The 21,808-nt window shown below is 44.0% G+C and carries 17 protein-coding genes; 10 read left to right on the forward strand and 7 right to left on the reverse strand.

Translation table 11 applies throughout. The features are described 5' to 3' along the window. The first annotated feature begins 16 nt into the window (after positions 1-16). Together lolD and I3249_RS08250 are read left to right on the forward strand one after the other, a co-directional pair. The gene (gene lolD, locus I3249_RS08245) at positions 17-697 is read left to right on the forward strand and encodes a lipoprotein-releasing ABC transporter ATP-binding protein LolD (RefSeq protein WP_057760792.1); all 681 of its coding nucleotides are present in this window, start codon (positions 17-19) and stop codon (positions 695-697) included. A 178-nt stretch (positions 698-875) separates the two neighbouring features. After that, complete coding sequence (locus I3249_RS08250; protein WP_238069477.1) at positions 876-1,181, forward strand: hypothetical protein; 306 nt, start codon at positions 876-878, stop codon at positions 1,179-1,181. A gap of 63 nt (positions 1,182-1,244) precedes the next feature. Here the strand turns inward: I3249_RS08250 and I3249_RS08255 are convergent, their stop codons facing one another. Then, positions 1,245-1,820, reverse strand: coding sequence for a DUF2062 domain-containing protein (locus I3249_RS08255; protein WP_227522947.1), 576 nt, complete (start codon positions 1,818-1,820; stop codon positions 1,245-1,247). Positions 1,821-2,065: 245 nt separating this feature from the next. On the opposite strand from I3249_RS08255, the gene I3249_RS08260 reads away from it, so the two are divergent. From I3249_RS08260 to I3249_RS08275, 4 genes are all read left to right on the forward strand, one after another. Continuing rightward, positions 2,066-5,026 carry a ComEC/Rec2 family competence protein gene (locus tag I3249_RS08260; RefSeq protein ID WP_238069479.1) on the forward strand — a complete coding sequence of 987 codons (2,961 nt, stop codon included), beginning with the start codon at positions 2,066-2,068 and terminating at the stop codon, positions 5,024-5,026. A gap of 208 nt (positions 5,027-5,234) precedes the next feature. Continuing rightward, on the forward strand, positions 5,235-6,287 hold the full coding sequence (gene sppA, locus I3249_RS08265) for a signal peptide peptidase SppA (protein WP_238069481.1): 1,053 nt from the start codon (positions 5,235-5,237) through the stop codon (positions 6,285-6,287). 280 nt (positions 6,288-6,567) lie between these two features. Beyond that, a complete protein-coding gene (locus I3249_RS08270) occupies positions 6,568-7,458 on the forward strand; it encodes an alpha/beta hydrolase (RefSeq protein ID WP_238069482.1) in 891 nt (296 codons plus the stop codon). 68 nt (positions 7,459-7,526) lie between these two features. Further along, entirely contained in the window at positions 7,527-8,315 is a 789-nt protein-coding gene (locus I3249_RS08275; RefSeq protein WP_238069483.1) for a CPBP family intramembrane glutamic endopeptidase, read from the forward strand. 66 nt (positions 8,316-8,381) lie between these two features. Here I3249_RS08275 and dusA read toward each other — a convergent pair whose 3' ends face one another. The 3 genes from dusA to I3249_RS08290 form a co-directional block, all read right to left on the reverse strand. After that, complete coding sequence (dusA, locus tag I3249_RS08280) at positions 8,382-9,365, reverse strand: tRNA dihydrouridine(20/20a) synthase DusA (protein WP_238069484.1); 984 nt, start codon at positions 9,363-9,365, stop codon at positions 8,382-8,384. A gap of 131 nt (positions 9,366-9,496) precedes the next feature. Next, a complete protein-coding gene (locus I3249_RS08285) occupies positions 9,497-10,801 on the reverse strand; it encodes an MFS transporter (protein ID WP_238069485.1) in 1,305 nt (434 codons plus the stop codon). 196 nt (positions 10,802-10,997) lie between these two features. After that, positions 10,998-12,632, reverse strand: a complete 1,635-nt coding sequence (locus I3249_RS08290; RefSeq protein WP_238069486.1) for a phospholipase D family protein — start codon at positions 12,630-12,632, stop codon at positions 10,998-11,000. A 431-nt stretch (positions 12,633-13,063) separates the two neighbouring features. Between I3249_RS08290 and I3249_RS08295 the strand changes: the two genes are divergently transcribed. The 4 genes from I3249_RS08295 (at position 13,064) to I3249_RS08310 (ending at position 16,948) form a co-directional block, all read left to right on the forward strand. Next, positions 13,064-14,338, forward strand: a complete 1,275-nt coding sequence (locus I3249_RS08295) for an O-succinylhomoserine sulfhydrylase (RefSeq protein ID WP_238069487.1) — start codon at positions 13,064-13,066, stop codon at positions 14,336-14,338. Between the two features lie 80 nt (positions 14,339-14,418). Next, on the forward strand, positions 14,419-14,748 hold the full coding sequence (locus I3249_RS08300; RefSeq protein WP_045445429.1) for a YbaB/EbfC family nucleoid-associated protein: 330 nt from the start codon (positions 14,419-14,421) through the stop codon (positions 14,746-14,748). A 129-nt stretch (positions 14,749-14,877) separates the two neighbouring features. After that, complete coding sequence (gene recR / locus I3249_RS08305; protein ID WP_186474225.1) at positions 14,878-15,471, forward strand: recombination mediator RecR; 594 nt, start codon at positions 14,878-14,880, stop codon at positions 15,469-15,471. Between the two features lie 136 nt (positions 15,472-15,607). Beyond that, a complete protein-coding gene (locus tag I3249_RS08310) occupies positions 15,608-16,948 on the forward strand; it encodes an HRDC domain-containing protein (RefSeq protein WP_238069488.1) in 1,341 nt (446 codons plus the stop codon). Positions 16,949-17,073: 125 nt separating this feature from the next. Here I3249_RS08310 and I3249_RS08315 read toward each other — a convergent pair whose 3' ends face one another. From I3249_RS08315 to I3249_RS08325, 3 genes are all read right to left on the reverse strand, one after another. Then, a complete protein-coding gene (locus tag I3249_RS08315; RefSeq protein WP_238069489.1) occupies positions 17,074-17,763 on the reverse strand; it encodes an alpha/beta fold hydrolase in 690 nt (229 codons plus the stop codon). A gap of 207 nt (positions 17,764-17,970) precedes the next feature. After that, positions 17,971-20,868, reverse strand: a complete 2,898-nt coding sequence (gene gcvP / locus I3249_RS08320; protein WP_238069491.1) for an aminomethyl-transferring glycine dehydrogenase — start codon at positions 20,866-20,868, stop codon at positions 17,971-17,973. A 64-nt stretch (positions 20,869-20,932) separates the two neighbouring features. Beyond that, positions 20,933-21,691, reverse strand: coding sequence for a nitroreductase family protein (locus I3249_RS08325; RefSeq protein ID WP_102092319.1), 759 nt, complete (start codon positions 21,689-21,691; stop codon positions 20,933-20,935). Positions 21,692-21,808: the final 117 nt, after the last annotated feature.

Here is a 21,808-nt window from a genome sequence, read left to right on the forward strand (position 1 = left end):
AAATAAAGGAAGCGCTATGTCTGCCATTTTAGAGGCGACCAATATCAATAAGATATATGATGAAGGCGCGGTCAGTACACAAGTATTGACTGGTCTTGATCTGACTGTTCATGCGGGTGAGCGCATCGCTATCGTTGGAACCAGTGGTTCAGGTAAAAGTACGTTGCTGCATTTGCTTGGTGGTCTAGATACGCCAACCAGTGGTGAGGTTTGGTTGCATGGTCAGCTATTAAATAGCATGAATGAAACTGAGCGTGGAGCTATGCGAAATAAGCATTTGGGCTTTATTTATCAGTTTCACCATCTATTGGCAGAGTTTACAGCAATCGAAAACGTAGCCATGCCATTGCTGATGCGTCCAGAAGTATCAACGACTGATGCTCGTAAGCAGGCGGTTGAGATTTTGGAAAATGTCGGTCTTGAGCATCGTTTGATGCATAGACCAGGTGAGCTATCAGGTGGCGAGCGTCAACGTGTAGCGATTGCACGCGCGCTAGTGACTAAGCCATCGCTTATTTTGGCGGATGAGCCAACAGGTAACTTGGACTATGACAATGCACAAAGCGTTTTTGGTCTGTTGTCAGAGCTACAAAGCACCATGCAAACGGCGCTACTTATGGTGACGCACGACCGCAATTTAGCGGCGCTTGCTGACCGTCAGTTGTTGCTTCGCAATGGACATTGGGAACAGTATTAATAATTTTTTGTATTAGGTCGAAAAACTGACCGAAACGCCATTTATTGGCATCTGTCATGGATATAGTGGCTGTCATATTAAAGAGTTATTGTTATATTACTAAGAAAACATATCATAGAAACTAGCGATTAAGCGGTTGTGAGCCAGCCGCCTTATCTATTTTATAAGGATGCGTAAAATGCGTGAAGATGATAATCCAATTGCGGCTTTTGGCAGTGCAGAAGAGGGTGATGAGCCGTTAAAGCCTTACATCGATCCAACTTTGTTCGAAACGCTCGATAGACAGGCGCAAACTGAGCTACTAACACCTGTATTTGATGCCATTACTTTAGCTGGGGTTGATTACGACCTAAAAGTTCAAGAAAGCGCGACAGGTAAGCGTTATACGCTCTGTAAAAATGATGAAGTCATTGAGATCATACCGATGGATAGCAATTTCACTGACAAAGTCTTAAATGCTATAGAGAACAGTAAAGAAGAATAAGCTTTGCTAGCTAAGCTTAGCTAGGGCGTAAGCGTTATAGCTATATAACAAAGATAAATTGCATTATAACTTGTCAGATTCGTCAGAAGGTTTTTGCTGACGTTTCTGCCAGCTCGCTACGGTCTTATAACGCCAAATGGCCTTAAATGCCAAACCGCAAATAAGACTGGTGACTACGGCCAAAATCGTTAATCCGATACAAAATGCAGCAAGTGATACTGTACCGCGATAAGTAATGAACGGATTGGCACCATTTGATAATGCCCATAAGCTAAAGTCCGCAATCATTCTACCGATGAATCGCAAGCTAATCACAGGTGCATCAATGATTTTTGCGCCGATATAGTATCCAGCATAAAAGATGGGCAAGCTAGTGACTGGGTTGGTAATCCATGTCAAACCAAGCGCCATAGGAACATTGGCACGAAAAATAAGCGAGCCAATAAGTGCCAGTAACATCTGTCCTGGCAGCGGAAAAAATGCACTTAGTACACCGATATAGACGGCCTTATTTAGGCTGTGTCGATTGAAATGCCATAACCTTGGATCAGCCAAGTGCGGTGCAAACAGCTTTAAAGTGCGACTTTCTAAGATTTTCTCTGGTGTAGGAAGTAGGTCTTTTAGACGTTTTTGGGGCACAGGATCGCCTTTAATCATTAACTACAGTCTACTCAATGGTATTGAGAAGCTGGTATAAAGTAATATATGGTGAGTAGGATAAAGGTTAGAACACACAGAATGGTGGTGTCAGATAGTTACCACCTAATACGTTGCCTCAGTATAGGGTAATATAAATATAAATGCTATTGCATCGCGTGTCATTTGCTATAGTAAGTAACCATATTTGGCCGAATAATATTTAAGTCATCAAGCAAGGAGTGCTGGTGTACTGGTTGATTGGTAGCCTCATAATTATAGTTATGATGGGCGTATTGGCAGTCGCAGATAATGTGGTAATGCCAACCGACTTATCTTTGCTAGATATGATTGATCCGTCCAATCTGTCTTTGGCGCTTATTGTATTTGCCACTTTTCTGTTGGCGTCTGCTCAATTCAACATACCCTCGATAGACAGCTACAGTGTTGATAAAAAGACCTCTAACAACACATCTCGCCATACTAAATTTCCTTTCCGAATTATTAGATACTTGTTCTTGGCTTTGTTAGCGACTGCGTTAGTGATAGGTAGCGCACTGCAAGCTTTGGTTACTCACCAACGAGCAGAAACCACTGAAATAACTGCACCGATACGAGTACAAGCACTCGTGCGTATCGAAGGGTTGAGCGACAGTGTTTATGATGCCACTACAGACAGCGGTTATCGCCAAGCAGCGGTGATAACGAACATCGCTCCATTGACCGTTGAGCTGACGCCCCAAGAGTTAGCAACTAAAACATCCGACTACTTAGATGCAAATAAAAATAGCCTAAGCACTAATCACAATGTTAATCCCAATGAAGTTAGTATCGAAGTCAGCGAACACCGAATCTTACTTAACGCCTATCCAAGAAAGTCTGTAAATGATAGCCAGTTTGCATTCTTAAACGATTTGCAACCCGGTGATGAGATATTCATGAGCCTAGCACTGGCGCCATTGGCTACTTCTGAACAAGCAGTCAATAACCCTACTGGTTTTGACAGTTATCGCTGGTTGCGAGGACGGCATATTGATGGCGTTGCAAGTATTTTGACTGTTAGCCCTACATTGGTAAACAGTAACGAAATTAGCAACGAAATCAGCAATGAAAAATATTCGAAGCAGTCGCTAGACTCTGATTCATATCTTCAGCGCTTTCGTACTCATATTGATCAAGGGCGTTGGCGATTACGACAGCATTTCTATCAAGACTGGTCAGCGCAAACGACAGCAGAGCAACAAGCAAAAGCCGTGACATTAAGTCTGCTCACGGGTGATCGTAGCTTGATTAATCGTGATACTAAGGACTTATATCAACTGGCGGGCATCTCACATTTGCTCGCTATTTCAGGCACGCACGTACTGTTTTTAGCTATTGTATTGGCAGGCATAGTTGTACTGCTGTTTGATCGTAATTATTCGGCGATTTACCGTCGTATTCCGCGTTGGCAAGTGCGTTGGTGGGTAATGATTGGTGCCGCTTTTATTTATGCGCTATTTACTGGTTTTGACGTGCCTGCTGCTCGTACGGCTTGGATGTTATTAGCGATTGGATTTGTCAGATTAACATTGCTCCCTATTAGTACAATGCGCGTGCTATTGGCGCTAGCTGTGTTGATGGTTTGGCGTGACCCTTACGTATTGTGGCAGGCAGGTTACTGGCTATCTTTTATTGCAGTGGCATTATTACTCAAGTATGACGATAAGTCGTATCAGCATCAGACTACTGCTGCAACGACTGTACACGATAGTAAGCCACGTACTCATATCAATAACGCGCTATCTAACCGTGTTTGGCAAACGTTCAAGCGAGTGTTTAAGCTACAGTTTTGGCTGTTTCTTACTTTATTACCCGTTACGTTGCTTTTATTTGGTAAGGCGTCGTTATGGGGACTTTTTATCAATTTATTTGCTATCGGGCTATTTGGTTGGGTGATTGTACCGCTCAATCTATTAGCCGGGCTGTGTTATCTTCTAATGCCGAGTATTGCTGATATTCTTTGGATGGTTATTAGTACGATTGTCGGTCATCTACATGATTTAATGATTTGGCTGACGTCATTGCCAGCGCTATCGGATGCGTGGCTCTATACACCAGTTAATATCGCGATACTATCGATGGCTTTGCTAAGTGCATTGCCTTGGCTGCTGCCACGAGGTTTACTCAGCCGTTGGTTGACGTTGCCACCATTAACGTTACTGATGATGACGGTGTATGCCAATCAGCAGTCATTCGTCACGGTACCGACACTATATATATTGCCAACGGGTGATTCATATATAACGGCGGCATTGCTGCAATATCCTACTGTCAATGAAGACAGTACCAATTGGTTGTTCTTAGCTGATCATAGACCAGCTTCTACACGAACGATGCCAAGCAGCCTGACAGCAGACAAATTATCTGAAAATTTAAAGCAGCAATTGGGCAGTTTATCTGTCGATAAGTTAGAGAGCATTGTCATACAGAGTAGCAGTGTTAGCCTGACTGATACGTTAATTCCTGACAATAAGAATATTGCTAATACTAAAAATTCTGAACTACTACCGATGACCGTTGCGCAATTAAATGACCGCTTAACCATTAGCCAATATTGGCAAGCAGGGCGCTCTGATCGTTGGTCTGCATTTCAGCAAGCCTATAAAATAATTAGGCAATCTGAAAATACGCCTACTATCAGTGCCCAACGTTGTGAGCAAGGCAAAACATGGCAGTCGGCCAACGATGAGTTGTCAGTACAGGCCATCACTGGTTGGACCAAGATAGGTGACACTAGCATTTGGGGTTGTACGATTGCTCTTGATACTAACTTGTCTATACGCGTTCTGAGATACAATGCGGCAGACCCACTCAATTCGTTACCTGTCAATTCACCTGTCAGCCCTCAAGCACAAGTAGCATCTAACCAGTTAACTGGCAAACAGTCAGAGTCTTTCCAGTCGCGTTTGATTTTAAATGCTGACACTCATCAACGCGTTTGGCAACTGTGGTCATTACTATGTTCAGCTGAATCGAATAATGAGAACATGCTATTCAAAAATACACGTTGGCTTGGTCACAGTGCCTCGCAGATTACAGGCGATATCATAAGTCGTCAGAGAGTTGATGAAGTTATAACCTATGATAACAAACCGTTAGACGCGGCATTATCGCTAAATAACATTGATAGCATTCCCAACGCCGAGACTACTAACTCTGAAAAATAAGGCTTATATTATCAGCGTTACAATATAGTGATATTTCACAGTTATACTATTGAACCATTATCGAAATACCACCATACTTAGTAGCCTATTAATATAAACATAGGTCACAGATATGGTGAGAAAGTATCAGGTATATATCACCGTTCTAGCTGTATTTCTCGACAACCTCATTTTATTGTTTTAGATTGTTTCTAACTTAGGAAGTTATATGCCCAACTGGCCACCAGACCCTAACAAACGTCCTGATAACTCGGCAAATCAGCCAACGCAACCGCAGCAACCAAGCCCGCCAAGTGGACAAGAATGGAAGGTGCTGGAAAACACGTTATTAGCGAGTGTGGTTGAGCAGCGCCGCGCTCGTCGCTGGAGTATCTTTTTTAAACTACTGACCTTTGGTTATATCTTATTGATATTTTTGACCCTTGGTCGTGGTTGCAGCAGTACGCCAACAGGTATGGACGCAGTCGATACTAGCGATCCACATTTAGCAGTGGTTGAGCTGCAAGGCGTCATCAGTAATGACGATGTGGCTAATGCGTATGATGTCAATGAAGCATTGAGAGACGCTTTTGCAAATAGCAACTCAAAAGCAGTGGCATTGGACATTAACTCACCTGGCGGTTCACCGGTACAGTCTGACGAGATTTGGCAGACCATGATGGACTTACGCCAAGAGTACCCAGACAAAAAGCTATATGCAGTGATTGGTGATATCGGTGCTTCAGGTGCTTATTATATTGCGTCTGCCGCAGATGAAATTTATGTCAATCCATCAAGTTTGGTCGGCTCTATTGGTGTCATTATGCCAAGCTATAACGTTAAAGGCTTGATGGATAAAGTTGGCGTAGAAGATCGTACGATTACGGCTGGTGAGTATAAAGATATCTTAAGTTTATCTCGTCCGTTGACTGATTATGAAGAAAATCATGTCGAAAAAGTACTAGCAAACACGCATAAGCATTTCATCAACGCTGTCAAAGAAGGTCGCGGCGACCGTCTGAAAAATCCTGAACAAAACAAACTGTTCTCAGGGTTATTCTGGACAGGTGAGCAGTCTATTGAGCTAGGCTTAGCAGACAAAACAGGTAGTATCACAAGTCTAAGTAAGCAACTCGACCTTGATACGATCATTAGCTATAGCCCAACCGATCCGTTCCAAATGTTTATGGACCGTTTTGCAGTGAAGTTAGGTGCAGGTATTGGCTCTAGCGTTAGTCTTGATGTATTGCCACAAGAAAGCAACACTGGGCAGATGCGTTAAGCGTTTTATGTTCTAGATATAATGTGTATGATTGTTAAGGCTGAGCATATAATTGTGCTCAGCCTTAATTGTATGCAATACCAAATAAAAACCTTGGCCCAAGTGATAGCCTGATTAAATTAGCTATACAACTGTAACCATCAAACACAGTCGTCAAACTTGTCATATAAACATGGTTGATTTTGAAGGGATTAGTTTTGATGCTGTTGGTTTTGACAATAGTACAAGGTTCAATCATTAAAAATAATATATAACATAAACGTTCCCACGAGAGTCTGTCATGAGTGATGAAATAAATTTGCAGTCCTTTGCTAAACTGTCTGTCTCTAAAATAACCAATAAACCTGTGCTGCATTTTGCTCATGCTAATGGAATGCCAAGCGCTGTATATGAGCCATTTTTTGAAGGTTTATCAGAGTTTTTTACGATTGAATATATTGCGATGTTGGGCGATACGCCTGATTATCCAGTGGATGATCATTGGCGTAGTCTGACGCAGCAAATCATTGATAGCGTAAACAGTGCCTGCGAAAAGCATGGCGTTGCACAGGTAGTAGGAGTAGGGCATTCGCTTGGGGCTATGTGTACGTTGCAGGCCACGTATCGTCAGCCTGATTTGTTTGCACAAGCGGTGCTTATGGACCCGCCTTGGATTTATGGCAAAGTCAGCTTGTTGTGGCATTTGGCAAAGACAGCAGACAGATTACCGCTTATGAATAATCGTCTGATGGACAAACTATCACCAGCTGGAGTGTCCAAACATCGCCGTGATGTGTGGGATAGCCGAGATGAAGCATATGAGAAAATGCGACATAAAGGGTTTTTTAAAAATTTTGATGAGCGTAGCTTTCAAGGATATATCGATCACGGCTTACATGAGCGCGCGGATGGCAAAGTGACATTGGCTATCCCTAAAGCCAGCGAAGTTGCTGTGTTCCGTACCAATCCCTCTTGGTATTGGCTTGCACCAAACCGTGGCCCCAAAGTGCCTGTAACTTTAATCATTGGTCAAGAAAGTATCTTTTTGAAACGTCGCTTTCCGCAGCAGATAAAATCGCGCTTGGGTATTCCTTATGAGACTCACGAAGGAGGGCATATGTTCCCACTTGAGCATCCAGAGTCTGTCTCAAAGCTAGTGTTAGGATTGATCAAGCAGCAACTGTCAAAATAAACGCAACATATTATCAGTCATGCTTGTAATGGATATGAGCTGCCAGAGTATTTTTAAGTGATACCTTTATGCCGAAGAACCTAATTGCGCCATCTAGTACGACTGTCTCACCTAAGTCTCTGCCGCTATTTTCGCGCGTGGATACATTCGTGCTAACAGTAGGAATGGTGCTTGCATTTTTTATCAGTCAGTTGGTAGGTGTTTATGTCGCTGGCAAGATGGTATTACCTGCCGATGAAAGGACATCGATAGGGCGTATATTCTTTTTTGGTAGTAATGACGGAACGGTTGTGAGCCTGTCTATACTTATCGGCTGTGTATTGCTAGTGGCAATTAGCATGCTTATCATTCGTTTAAAAGGTGGCAGCCTGCGTCAATATCTAGCCTTAAAGCCGTTCTCACTGTCGATGGGTATAGGCATGCTTGGGCTGCTACTGATATTTATGATTGCCAGTCAGGCACTGACGTATGTACTCGATATGGCGCCGCTGGTTTTTGTTGATCCACTCTATCAGTCTGTAAGTTCGGTTTGGCTGTTGGTGTTTGCCATGGTGGTCGTCGCACCAATTTATGAAGAAGTTATCTTTCGCGGTATATTGTGGTCAGCCATCGCAGAACAGTTCACGGCACCATCCTATTCAGCGAATCATGGGGCGATTGTCGCCAGTATTGTGACAAGTTTGATATTCGCTGTGATCCATGTGCAGTATGGTATCTATGAAATCAGTACCATCGTAGTGTTGGCATTGATATTTTGCTATGCACGGATTAAGTCAGGCTCGCTACTACTGCCAATCGTACTGCACATTGTCAATAATGGTGCAGCGATGTGGCAGTATATTGTGCAAGCGGCATAGATAAAAAGCTGACCACAACGATGGCTGGCATGTGAATTCTATCAAGCCAGTTATATCAGCATTTAGCTATGCGTCAGGATTTAACAATAATACTTCATCGGCTGCTCGTTTAATGTCATCGAGCGTTAGCTGAGGTTTGCCGCTCAATGCTTGACGCCACTTACGCGCGCCCATCAGACCTTGGAAGAGTCCTAAATAATGCCGTGTCATCGTTGGCAACGCTTCGCCTTTTGCGAGTTGTTCTTCGAGATAGGGATAAAGCTGCGCTAAAATCTCTGAGCGCTTAGGTATTGTCTCAGGAGTTTCCTCATTCCATAAGCTATTGGCCTCTGCTAATAGATACGGGTTGTGATAAAACGCCCGACCAATCATCACGCCATCGATATGCTGTAGGTGCGTTCGGATGTCCTCAATTGTATCGATGCCGCCATTGATTTCGATATCTAGCTCAGGAAAGTCCTGCTTTAGACGGTACACATCATCGTAACGCAGTGGTGGTATCTCGCGGTTTTGCTTAGGGCTGAGCCCCTGCAACCATGCCGTACGTGCATGTACGATAAAGCGGGTACAACCTGCCGCTGCCACTGTCTGCACAAAGTCCACCATAAACTCATAGCTATCAAAGTCATCGATGCCAATACGATGTTTGACCGTCACAGGTATATCGACTGCAGCTTGCATATGCTTGACCAAATCAGCGACGGTCTGAGGTTCTGCCATCAGACAGGCACCTATCTTATTGTGCTGTACGCGATCTGAGGGGCAGCCAACATTGATATTGACCTCGTCATAGCCATATTGCTGAGCAAACTCTGCGCATTGCGTCATCTCATCGATGTCTGCACCGCCGAGTTGCAATACAAGAGGGTGCTCAAGCGTATCGAAGCGCAAGTGGCGTGCTCGATTGCCATGTATCAATGCGCCAGTACTGATCATCTCGGTATATAGATAGGTATGTGGATTAAATAGTCGTGCAAAATAACGATAATCTGTCGTAGTCCAGTCGATCATTGGCGCAACTGAGAGGCGTTTGTTGGTCATATCAACCATGGTCATCAAGCCTTAATATTTGTGTCTTAAATAAATGGATAAGGTGCAATGGATGAGACAACCCATTGCACCTTAGTTTCAAGCGTTTCCAGAGCTTCAAGCGTCATGCGAAACAGTGATTGACCAATTACTTATAAAATAACATGGTCAATTTTTTTAAATTCAGGCAAATTATAAAAATACAGCCCCATGATAATACCGATAAAGCCAATAAAGGCAATGTATAGTGCTGGTGAAAAGCTTACTAAAGTTGTGGCATAACCAAGACCAAAAGGTATCAGTACACCAACGATACCGTAGGTCACATTATAACAAAAAGAGATACCTGTGAGACGCACGTTGGTTGGAAACAATTGCACCAAGATAGCAGGAACCATACCGACAATACCAGCACAGAATCCCAAAAGCGCGTACATAATTAAAATGTAATCGCCACCTGCTTGTAGATGATAAAAGAAGGCTAGTATTTGAGCAATGAGGAGTATCGAACCAATTACTAGAACCTTACCAAAATTCTCATGATTAGAAATTATCCCATAGAATATACAGCCAAAAATCATAAATACGATGCCCAAGCTATGGGAGAATCCAAACAAATCGCTGTCTAACGTAAAGTTTATCTCTATCAAGTCTGGCAATAGTAGAACAACCACAGAAGTAATGCTAGAAATCACTAACGTCAGCACCATGCCGACAAACACAGAGTGTTTGCAGTGTTTAAAGAGTATGGTAAGCGGCTTGCCTGAGTTTTTGCCGGTATTTAATTTTGTAAGTGCCAGAAAAAAGGGTGTTTCTCCGATGAATCGCCAAAATAAGAGCGGTAAGAAACTAAGAGCCGCCGCTACTAAAAATGGTAAACGCCAACCATAATCAGTTAGCTCAGTCGTCGTCATAAAGCTAGATAACCACATAAAAAAGGCATTTGAAAACAGCACACCTACAAAGAAGCTAGCAGTCGCGTAGCTACAGGCAACTGACAGATACTGTCTGGGCACATGCTCTGCTACAAATACCCAAGATAGCGGTACATAAAGACCAAACGCCATACCCTGTATGATTCTTAACAATATAAATAAGGCAGGCGCAGCAGCCCCCCATTGTGCATAAGTTGGCAAAAATGCCATTGCTAAGAGACTGCATGCGGTGACTATGATACTTAGCAATAAAACGGGCTTTCTACCTTTTATATCACCATAACGACCGATGAGAACACCTCCGATTGGACGTGCTAAATAACCGATAACAAAAAGCCCCATACCTTGCAGTTTAGCAACTCTAGGGTCAGCATTAGCAGGAAAAATCGCCGCTGAAACAATATCTGAGATATACAAGTAAATCAAAAAATCAAAAAATATCACAGCGCTGATGAAGCTAATGAACAGCACTACATTTTTGTCTTTAGTAGACATCAAGGCATGTTGGGAACGAGATGGCATAATAAATCACATATCCACGGAGTAAAATGGTCATTAAGACAATCATTATTTTAATGATCGACCATGATAAAAACTGGCAAATCGATATATAAATGACGATTTGCCGAAATAATAAGTTGGTTTTTGAGTAATGGATGGTTTACAAGTTAGCTCAAACAGATTTACAAGACGCCAAAGCCTAACTAACTGATATTTCTTATAATAGCCAGTCAATGGGCAACCAAGACATAATGGTTAACCAAACATGGTCAGCCATGTCCACTCGTGGCTCTGAGTCATAGACTACCTTTTCGCCTTTCTCCATGGTGTGCCATTGCAGGTTGCCATTTTCTAGTAGCTTGACTTCATACGCTTGATTTAATAGATCGTCGCTCAAAGCGCCATGCAGCTGCCTTGCTAGTTCATCATCATTAATGATTACGCCCATTTCGGTATTGATATTGGCAGAGCGTGGGTCAACGTTGTATGAACCGATAAAGACTTGATAATCATCTACTGCAAACGTTTTTGCGTGCAAACTGGTTGAAGATTGACTACGGGCCCGCCACAGTTTGTTGTCACGTTTTTCTTCAGCAGCGGTCGATTTAAGCTCATATATTTTGACGCCTGAACGAAGCAGGCGAGGTCGCCACTGGCTATAACCAGAATGCACGGCAGTCACATCGGTCGCATCAAATGAGTTGGTTAATATCTTAATATCGACACCAGCTTCAGCCAACTTAACCAACGTATCGACGCCATCTTTGGTCGGTACAAAATAAGAAGAAATAATCGTCAATTTCTTGGTTGGACTACCAAGCAAGTTACGCAGCTGATGAACCAATTTGGTATCGGCAGGAACTGTTTTGCTTAGTTTGCCCACATTATCACTCAAGAATTGCATGTCGGTCCAACGGAAAGGCACACGCTTATTAATCAAGTCACTATCAATCGTCGAGTCTTTGATCGCAGCCTTATAAACCGTCAAGCTGCTGCCTTCGTTGTTTTCTTCATCTAGACCGAGCTTATCTAAAGCCTTTAAAAAATCAGGCGTAACGTCATTATCAAATTTCGCTAAGGTCTCGATATCAAATGATAAAGGCGATGACCAATAGTCATAAAAGCTGTTATCAATATCTGCAACGACTTTACCGATCAGTAAGACATCCAAATCTGCAAATTGGCTGCTTTGATCGTTACTCAGGTACTCATTACCGATATTACGTCCGCCGATAATGGTAATCTGTTTATCAAACGTCATGCTTTTATTGTGCATACGGCGATTGATACGCGGCAAACCTGTGACGTAGTTCAATGTTGAAAACTTACGGTGCATTAATGGGTTGATGATACGCACCGCGATATTAGGGTGGCTCGCAAAACGTAATAGGTGCTGATCAAACTTTGCACTGTTATTAAAATCATCCAACAACAAACGCACGATCACACCGCGCTCAGCCGCTTCCCACAAGTCTTTTAATAGCAGTTGGCCAGCCTGATCATTATGCCAAATATAATACTGCGCATCGATATTGCGCGTGGCCATACCTGTTAACATACTACGGGCGGCAAACGCATTTGCCCCAGTGACGATCGGATGATAGCCTGACAAATCAGGATGAATTTCATTCTGCGCACTAATGGCAGAGACCAAGTCAGTGCTGCTGGTCTTAATCGTCTCACCTTGCGTCGTTTGCTCGTCTGAATATAGCGCCTCTACGCGTGCTGATAGTGCTTGGCTTTCCGGTAAATGTGGCTGCTTGGGCAAACTCTGGCAAGCGCTAAGACCTAAAGTCAGTCCTAGTGTTAGACTCAACGATAAGCTGCTTGGTTCTATACTGAACATCGACATAACGAATTTACCTTAATGAGCCTAAATGTACTGATAAATAATGATTCTGAGTGTTTAAAATACTCTTTTTAGATGTATTACCAGACTGTTGTTGTATTACGCGTGGCAAAATCTAAATCGTCGCTAAGCTTAGCAGCTGTTATGATATCTGCCTATTATAAATACGTTATTTTTGTTAGATTTAGCGCACGAAATCATTGTTTTTTAAGTAGTGTTTAATTATATATGTGGCAGATTTTAAGCAGTAGAATTGATGCATTTTTGGTATTCGAAAATAATATTTAGTGGCCATTTGAAACCAGCTGTGCGGAATAAGTCGACATGATATGATAACGCTGATAAATTCGGTCGATAATCAGAAGAATAAGCAGTCATTTTATTTCAATTAAAAGACCAATCAATAAAACACCAACCAAAGTAACGGAACGTTTATGAGTCAGTCGCAAAACCATGATGAGAGCAGTTTGAACAAGTTAGATCCAAACTGGCGCAACGATGCCTTAGATTTAGGGCTTGATTATGGCATGCAGACCATCGCAGTGCGGGCAGGTCAACACCGTACTGACGAAGGCGAGCATTCAGAGCCTATTTTTACCACCAGCTCTTACGTTTATCGTTCAGCCGCTGATGCTGCTGCTCATTTTGACGGTACAAAAACAGGCAATGTCTACTCTCGCCATACCAATCCAAGCGTACGTACTTTTGAGCGTCGTTTAGCCGCCTTAGAAAACGGTGAACGCGCGGTTGCGACGGCCTCTGGTATGGGCGCTATTTTGACGATGTGCTTGGCATACCTAAAAGCGGGTGACCATCTGCTAGCGGCCAACCAGTTATTTGGCTCATCTATCGGTCTATTCAACAACTATATGGCCAAGTTTGGTGTTGAAGTCAGCTACGTGGATTGCTTCGACAATGAGGCATGGGCCAATGCGGTTCAACCAAATACCAAGGTGATTTATTGCGAAAGCCCAAGTAATCCATTGGCACAGATTTGCGATATCGGTTATCTGAGTCAGCTATGTAAGGCCAATGACATATTACTCGTCGTTGACAACTGCTTTGCGACACCAGCATTGCAGCGCCCATTAGATTTGGGTGCGGATGTGGTGATTCACTCTGCGACCAAATATTTGGATGGTCAGGGTCGTGTATTAGGCGGTGCGTTGGTCGGTAGTGATGAGCTGATGCAAGAAGCGTTTACCGTGGTGCGCTCAGGCGGTATCAGCATGAGTCCATTTAATGCTTGGGTATTTACCAAGGGGCTTGAGACGCTCAAATTGCGTATGCAAGCTCATTGCCAAAATGCCAATAAAGTGGCAGAATTTTTGGTCAATCATCCTAATGTCAGTACCGTACATTTCTCAGGCTTGAGTGACCATTCTGCGCACGAGCTTGCTACACGTCAGCATCATATGAAGGATGGTTACGGTGCTATCATGGGCTTCGAAGTCAAGGCATCTGATAGCCGTGATACCAAAGAAGCGGCGTGGCATGTGATTGATTCAACACAAATGGTCTCTATCACCAATAATTTGGGCGATGCCAAAACCACGGTTACTCATCCTGCAACCACCACGCATTTCCGTCTCACCCCTGAGGCTCGTGCCGAAGCAGGCGTTAAAGACGGTCTGATTCGTCTATCAGTCGGTTTGGAAGATGTCGAAGATATTATTAAAGATTTGGCGCGTGGTTTAGACAGTTTGTAAAGATAGCGGTATAATGCGGTCAGTATTTTATTTTAAACTTTAAATTATCCCATCTATTATTATAAGACAAAGAGGCAACTATGAACATTCAAGCATTGATGCAACAAGCACAAACGATGCAAAAGAAAGTAGAAGCGAACGTTGAAAACGCTAAGAAAGAACTTGCTAATAAAGAAGTGCAAGCAGAAGCGGGCAGTGGCCTAGTTAAAGTAACGATGACTGGTCGTCATGTGGTTAAGCGTTTGACTATTGATCCAAGTCTGTTAGAAGATGAGCCAGATATGATTGAAGATCTTATCGCTGCTGCTATCAATGATGCGGTTCGTCAAGCAGATGCACTGTATGAAGAAACGATGGCTGGCGCGACTTCAGGCATGGGTCTGCCACCAGGCATGCAAGGCATGTTCTAAGCATTAAATACTTTAGACTGAACACAAAAATGGGGTTGTTATCGGCACGATACGACCCCATTTTTATAGCTACGGTTTTTTAAATTAAGTTAAATTCAGTTAAATAAAGTCAACTAAAGGAAAGCCACTTTGCTTACAGCCAAATTTGATCAGCTGGTAAAACAGCTGCGTATTTTGCCAGGCGTGGGTCAAAAAAGTGCCCAACGAATGGCATTACATTTGCTTAGTAAAAAACGTCCGCAGGGCATGGCGCTTGCCCAAGCACTAGATGAAGCCATGCGCGATATTGTTGAATGTCAGCGCTGTCATAGCTTTAGTGATGAAGCGGTGTGTCCACTATGCCAAGACCCTAGACGTGATGATGGGCTGCTGTGTGTGGTCGAGACAGCGGCAGATGTGATGGCTATCGAGCAAACGGCAGGATATCGTGGTCGCTATTTTGTGCTTGGCGGACATTTATCCCCGATTGATGGAATCAGTGCAGATGACTTAAATATTGATCAGCTGGTATGGCGAGTCAAACAAGAGCCTGTTGAAGAGATTATACTTGCAACAGGTACGACGGTTGAAGGCCAGACCACCGCACATTTTATTAGCGAGGCGGTCAGTCGTCATGTCAATAAAGTCACACGTTTGGCACAAGGGGTACCGATGGGCGGCGAGCTTGAGTATCTAGATAGTATGACGCTGGGTCAAGCCATGCAAAACCGCTCTTTTTTATAAGGTTTTGCTTACATCAAAGTCTTACCCATTTCATTTCGTGAAATTGTTATAATTGCTTTATTATTGTTCTCCTTTTTCATTTTATTAAGACGCAGTATCGCGTTTTATTTTCTCCTATTTATGCAGGTATCTGCCCGTGTCCAACAACGTTTCAAACGCTTCAGTCAAATCAAACCCTTCTGAGATTACTGATAACTCATCACAAAAAGCAGCTAATACTGAGATGAAATCAGTGGTGACACCTTCGGAATCAAATGACGTTGCACTGGATGTTGATGCAATTGATATCGATGCACTGTTGGATATCGCTGATGCCGTCGATGTCACTTGGGTGCGTGAGCAGCACCAATTGGCTGAGGCGATCAATGCCTTGGCAACTTGCGGACGCGTAGCCTTAGATACTGAGTTTATCAAGCGTGACACTTATTATCCGCGCTTGGCACTGGTGCAATTAAATACTGGTAATCATGTTTATCTACTGGATGCACCGCAGCTACAACTGGCTGAACTGTGGAAAGCGCTACGCAAAGTAGATGTGGCTATCTGGCATGCTTGCGGCGAAGATTTGGGCATTTTTTATCTGTTGTCTGGCTGCCCACCGTTGACCAATATCTTCGATACGCAAATTGCGTTGTCTTATCTAACGGGCCAATTGCAAATGGGCTATCAGCAAGCACTGGCTGATCAGCTAGATATGCATATCGATAAAGAACATAGTCAGTCTGATTGGCTCCAGCGTCCGTTGACAGATGAGCAAGAGCAATATGCCATCGATGATGTACGTTATTTGCCAGCGCTGTATCTCAGTATCGAGTATGCGCTTAAGGCTCAAGGCTTATACGATTATGTTTGGGCTGACTGTCAGCTTTATGCCAGTGATTTGTATGACACGCAGCACGTCGAAGATGAAGCGATGTATCTCACGATGGCAGATTACCGCTATAACTCGCAGCAAATGGCGATACTCAAAGGAGTGGCTACGTGGAGAGAAGAGCTGGCACGTGCGACCAATCAACCGCGTACCTTTGTGATAAAGAAACAAGCAGTACGTGAAATTGTCACTGAAAAGCCAAACAGCATGCGCGAGCTGGCACACAAAACAACCATGCACCGTAGTATGCTGCGACTATATGGTGAAGAGCTGCTGAAAGTAATCAGAGATGCCAAGAGTCTACCGCCTACAGAGCATCCAGACTGTCTAGTGCCACCATATCGCTCAAAAAATAAAGTATTATCGAAAGCAGTGCAGCAAGCGATTGATGAGCATGCGCGCGAAATCGGTATACCTGCTAGCGTATTGATGCGTAAAAAATGGCTAGGACAACTTTATGAAGTGGTTGCTCTTGATAAGGACGTGAGCGAACTGCCGCAAGGGCTAAAAGGTTGGCGTAGCGATTGGGTTGTTAAAACCTTAATTCCAGTCATCAAAAAGCATAAAACCGAACTGCAGCAGGGCATGGGTATTCGTGTTCAATAAGGAATCGTTCGATAAAGCAGCGTTCGATAAGGCACCGTTTAACAAGAAATCGTTCGATAAGACTGAAAACTGACACTCAAGTATTCATACAGCTCTTATTCATACAGCTCTTATTCATACAGCTCTTAGCGTTTAAATCGTCCATGCTCTAAAAAGTATTGAGTCTGCTCGGCGACCTCTGGGTTCACTAGCATGCCAGTATGTGAGACTGACATGACAATATGATCAGCTGCAGCCTCTATCCTCGTCTCCTCTATATAGACTGTCCCGTCATGTGCAAGCTGCTCGTTAAGAAGTGGCTTGTCAGATTTGCGCAGTTTGCGATTATGATATTGCAAAAATAGCTGACCTAGACCATAAGGACGGTTGCCAGCGATGACGCCTAGCGTCACATGTTTGGGCAATGGCGCGACTGTGCCGTCCAGTGCGTCGACATACGAGCGACCTACGACAACAGGAGTCAGTCGCCAGATATAATCTGCACACACACTGCCTATATGCGGTGTTCCTAGAGTCACGCAACGTCCAATTTTCCATTTTGGGTACTGAGCAACAAAATCACGAATGATTAAGCCACCTAAACTATGCCCGACCAAATCTATAGGATGATCTGGGTGATGGTTTGTTTCTAGCCAGCTATTTAGGCGGGCGCTATTGGTTTTGATACCATCACGCATACTACGGTAGCCATACTGATGGGTATCAAATCCTGCTGATTGCAGGCGCTTGGCTAATGGTCGCATGATCCATGGGGTTTGGTGTAGCCCATGTATTAGAATGACGCGAGTTTTTTGTTTAGGCGCTTTATGTTGCATAGCAGTGTCCAAATGATTGCTTCAGAAATTTAAGATAAATAGCTTATTATCAATATAAGCTTTTATTGCATTGAGTTCTTATCGTTTATTTTATTTATAATATTACCTACTAATGTAATAGATAAAAAGTCAGCAAAATAAAAACCTCCAAGTCAGCTGCTGACTTGGAGGTTTTTTACTACAGAGAATAACTATCAAAAATGATAATTACATATAGTTTTCGATACTTGGGCAAGAGCACATTAGGTTCTTATCACCATAAGCATCATCGACACGAGCGACACTTGGCCAGAACTTGTTTGCACGGATGTACGGCAGTGGGAATGCAGCAGTCTCACGGCTGTAAGGATGCGTCCACTCTTCGCCAGTAATCATAGCAGCCGTATGCGGTGCATTGACTAATGGGTTGTCTTCTAGCGTCCAGTTATCTTCACCAGCTTTGGCTTTCATGGCTTCAGCTTTGATAGATTTTAGCGCACTGATAAAGCGATCCAACTCTTCTTTTGACTCAGACTCTGTTGGCTCAATCATAAGCGTACCAGCGACTGGGAAGCTCATCGTTGGTGAGTGGAAACCATAATCCATTAAGCGCTTAGCGATATCACTTTCAGTGATACCAGTCTCCTCTTTTAACGGACGAATATCGATGATACATTCGTGAGCCACACGGCCGTTTTTGCCAGCATATAGGACAGGGTAGTGACCTTTTAATTCGGCTGCCACATAGTTTGCGTTCAACAATGCCAATTCAGTGGCTTTTAATAGACCATCACGGCCCATCATAGCAATGTACATCCATGAGATAGGCAAGATGCTCGCTGAACCATAAGGTGCTGCTGATACTGCTGAGCAGTCTTTTTGTGCATTGTGTACAGGGCTCAAGGTATGGTTGGCCATAAACGTTGCCAAATGCGCTTTCATACCGATAGGGCCCATGCCTGGACCACCGCCACCATGCGGGATACAGAAGGTTTTGTGCAGGTTCATGTGTAGTACATCAGCACCAACGTCTGCAGGCTGCATCATGCCTACCTGAGCATTCATGTTGGCGCCATCCATATAGACCTGACCACCATGCTTGTGAGTCAAATCACAGATATGACGGATGCCTTCTTCGAATACACCGTGCGTCGATGGGTACGTGATCATTAAAGCGCCCAAACGCTCGCTATGCTCTTCACACTTGGCGGTTAAATCATCGATATCAACGTTGCCGTTTTCATCGGTTTTGACCACGACGACTTTCATACCCATCATCATGGCGGTAGCAGGGTTGGTACCGTGCGCTGACTGAGGAATCAAGCACACATCACGATTGGTCTCGCCCAATGACTCATGATAACGGCGAATCGCGAGCAGACCAGCATATTCACCAGAGGCACCAGAGTTTGGCTGCATAGAGACATCATCAAAACCAGTAATGGCTTTTAATTGATCTTGCAAGCTATCGATCATCGCGATATAGCCAGTAACTTGATCACGTGGTGCAAAAGGATGCACGTTGGCAAACTCAGGCCAAGTAATCGGTAGCATCTCACTGGTGGCGTTTAGCTTCATGGTACAGCTACCCAGTGAAATCATGCTGCGGTTCATCGCTAGATCTTTGTCTTCAAGCGACTTTAGGTAGCGTAGCATTTCGTGCTCGGTATGATGCGAGTTGAATACTGGATGAGTCAAAATGTCATCCGTACGCAAGTGTGCGCTATCTAGAGAGACGCGAGCGGTTTCAGGTAGATCGTGTGACTTGTTGACGAATAGCTGAGTCAAGGTGTTGAAATCTTGCTGATCGCTGGTTTCACTAAAGGCAACGCTTAATTTGGTGTCGCTTAGACGCCATAAGTTATAGCCAACGTTGTCTGCATTTTTAAAGATTTGAGTAGCAAGCTTCTCTGAACCACAATCAACGACGACTGTATCGAAGAATTGATCATGTACCACGCTCAAGCTGCTGTCATTAGATTCTGTGATAGCATCAGCAAACGCAGTGGCAAACGCATGAATACGAGTGGCAATACGCTTCACGCCGCCTGGACCATGGTATACCGCGTACATACCAGCGAGGTTAGCTAGTAATACTTGTGAGGTGCAGATGTTTGAGTTGGCTTTTTCGCGGCGGATATGCTGCTCACGCGTTTGTAGAGCCATACGTAATGCAGTATTGCCTTGTGCATCTTTTGATACGCCAATGATACGACCAGGTGCTGAACGCTTGGCTTTATCAGAAAACGCAAAATAAGCGGCATGCGGACCACCAAAGCCCATTGGTATACCAAAGCGCTGCGTACTACCTAGCGCTACGTCAGCACCCATATCGGCTGGTGATTTCAATAACACCAAGCTCATGATGTCACTGACAACACTGACGTAAGTTTTGTTTTCTTTTACGGCCGCGATGACGTCTGTTAAGTCTTTAACGTCACCTTCAGCACCGACATACTGGAATAGCGCACCAAAATAATCGCCTGATTTAGCCGTTTCAAAATCACCAACGACCACTTCCCAACCAAAGTATTTAGCACGAGTATTGATAACATCTAGCGTTTGCGGATAGACACGCTCGTCGACGAAATACTGCGTTGATTTGCTTTTGCTCACACGCTTTGACATCGCCATCGCTTCTGCCGCTGCTGTTGCTTCATCAAGCAATGACGCACCAGCCAGCTCAAGACCTGTTAGATCAATACATACTTGTTGGAAGTTCAGCAATGCTTCTAGACGACCTTGAGCGATTTCAGCTTGATAAGGGGTATAGGCGGTGTACCAGCCTGGATTTTCAAGGACGTTGCGCTGAATGACGGCAGGCATACGAACCGGAGAGTAGCCTTGACCGATATAGCTTTTGTTAACAGTGATGTCATCTGCCATCGTGCGTAGTTTGGCAAGTGCCGCATGCTCACTCATCGCCACTGGCAAACCCAGCTCTTTGTGCAGACGTACTGGCTCAGGCACAGTGTCATTGATAAAGCTTTGCATATCTTTATAACCAACAGCGCTGAGTAGGTCAGCTTGCTTGGTTTCGTTCGAACCTAAGTGGCGATAGACAAATTCAGCTTCGTTGAACAATCCTTGAAAGGTATCAAACGATGGGTTTTGAGAGATAGTCATGACAATCCTTGGTTAAGGGAGTAATAAACAAAATAGCAATTAAGGGAATAATGTGAGCGGTACGTTATACGTAATGCACAAACTGTTTTTGATCAAAGCGGAACTGGGTGTTGTAAACGCCACTGTCAGCGCGCTCGCCTGCGCCAAGCATCATAACGATATGATGGTCGTCGCTAAGATTGAGCAACGCTTTCATGGCAGGCTCATCAAAGCCGCCCATAGGACAGCTATCAAAACCATGAGCGCGTAATGCTAGCATCAGGTTTTCGGCGGCAAGCGCGGTGTTATTGGTTGCCCAGTTTTTGGTGTCTTCAAAGGTATAATAAGGCGATTTGATTGGGCCTTTTACGCGTCTGACCACTTGCGTTGCGCCCCATTTTGCAGCCGAAACCACGTTAGCTGGGCCGCGCAAAAAGTCCATTGTGACGACTTTGTTGTAGTAGTCTTTCACTTTCTTTGGCACTGGCTGATCAGGATATTCGCGCAATACTTGCTTAGCGTGATCGTGCCAAACATCAGTACGAGCAACGATGGCAATCAAACGGGCTGATGTTTTTGCGGCGTTTTGATTCATACAGTTTTTGACGGCGCGTTTGCGATTGTCAGCATCATCGATAACATAAAATTCCCACGGCTGTAGGTTGCTAGAGTTTGGTGCTAGCATGGCCAAACGCAGACAGTCTGCCAATACGTCGTCAGGGATAGGTGTGTCAGTAAAACGGCGCACGGAACGGCGTGACTCTACGATATCGCGAAACGCTTGTAGCTGCGGCGTATGGTTTGGTGTGGCAATGGGGTCTTTATTATCGGTGTTGGCATTCATATTAGGATCCATGCTGAGAATTGGGTTATCAGTTTGAGTCGTTATTGATAGCACGTATTCATTGGGATTCGAATAGGTGATCAATACGAGTCAATGAGATAACGCTTGAGAGCAATA

The organism is Psychrobacter sp. Ps1 (genome assembly GCF_022129425.1).
In the GTDB taxonomy this organism is placed as follows: domain Bacteria; phylum Pseudomonadota; class Gammaproteobacteria; order Pseudomonadales; family Moraxellaceae; genus Psychrobacter.

What these genes read in the sequence shown, in the direction of transcription:
- lolD (WP_057760792.1), top strand. Translation starts at nt 17, where the DNA reads ATGTCTGCCATTTTAGAGGCGACCAATATCAATAAGATATATGATGAA.
- I3249_RS08250 (WP_238069477.1), top strand. Translation starts at nt 876, where the DNA reads ATGCGTGAAGATGATAATCCAATTGCGGCTTTTGGCAGTGCAGAAGAG.
- sppA (WP_238069481.1), top strand. Translation starts at nt 5,235, where the DNA reads ATGCCCAACTGGCCACCAGACCCTAACAAACGTCCTGATAACTCGGCA.
- I3249_RS08270 (WP_238069482.1), top strand. Translation starts at nt 6,568, where the DNA reads ATGAGTGATGAAATAAATTTGCAGTCCTTTGCTAAACTGTCTGTCTCT.
- I3249_RS08275 (WP_238069483.1), top strand. Translation starts at nt 7,527, where the DNA reads ATGCCGAAGAACCTAATTGCGCCATCTAGTACGACTGTCTCACCTAAG.
- dusA (WP_238069484.1), bottom strand. Translation starts at nt 9,365, where the DNA reads ATGGTTGATATGACCAACAAACGCCTCTCAGTTGCGCCAATGATCGAC.
- I3249_RS08285 (WP_238069485.1), bottom strand. Translation starts at nt 10,801, where the DNA reads ATGCCATCTCGTTCCCAACATGCCTTGATGTCTACTAAAGACAAAAAT.
- I3249_RS08290 (WP_238069486.1), bottom strand. Translation starts at nt 12,632, where the DNA reads ATGTCGATGTTCAGTATAGAACCAAGCAGCTTATCGTTGAGTCTAACA.
- I3249_RS08295 (WP_238069487.1), top strand. Translation starts at nt 13,064, where the DNA reads ATGAGTCAGTCGCAAAACCATGATGAGAGCAGTTTGAACAAGTTAGAT.
- I3249_RS08300 (WP_045445429.1), top strand. Translation starts at nt 14,419, where the DNA reads ATGAACATTCAAGCATTGATGCAACAAGCACAAACGATGCAAAAGAAA.
- I3249_RS08315 (WP_238069489.1), bottom strand. Translation starts at nt 17,763, where the DNA reads ATGCAACATAAAGCGCCTAAACAAAAAACTCGCGTCATTCTAATACAT.
- gcvP (WP_238069491.1), bottom strand. Translation starts at nt 20,868, where the DNA reads ATGACTATCTCTCAAAACCCATCGTTTGATACCTTTCAAGGATTGTTC.
- I3249_RS08325 (WP_102092319.1), bottom strand. Translation starts at nt 21,691, where the DNA reads ATGAATGCCAACACCGATAATAAAGACCCCATTGCCACACCAAACCAT.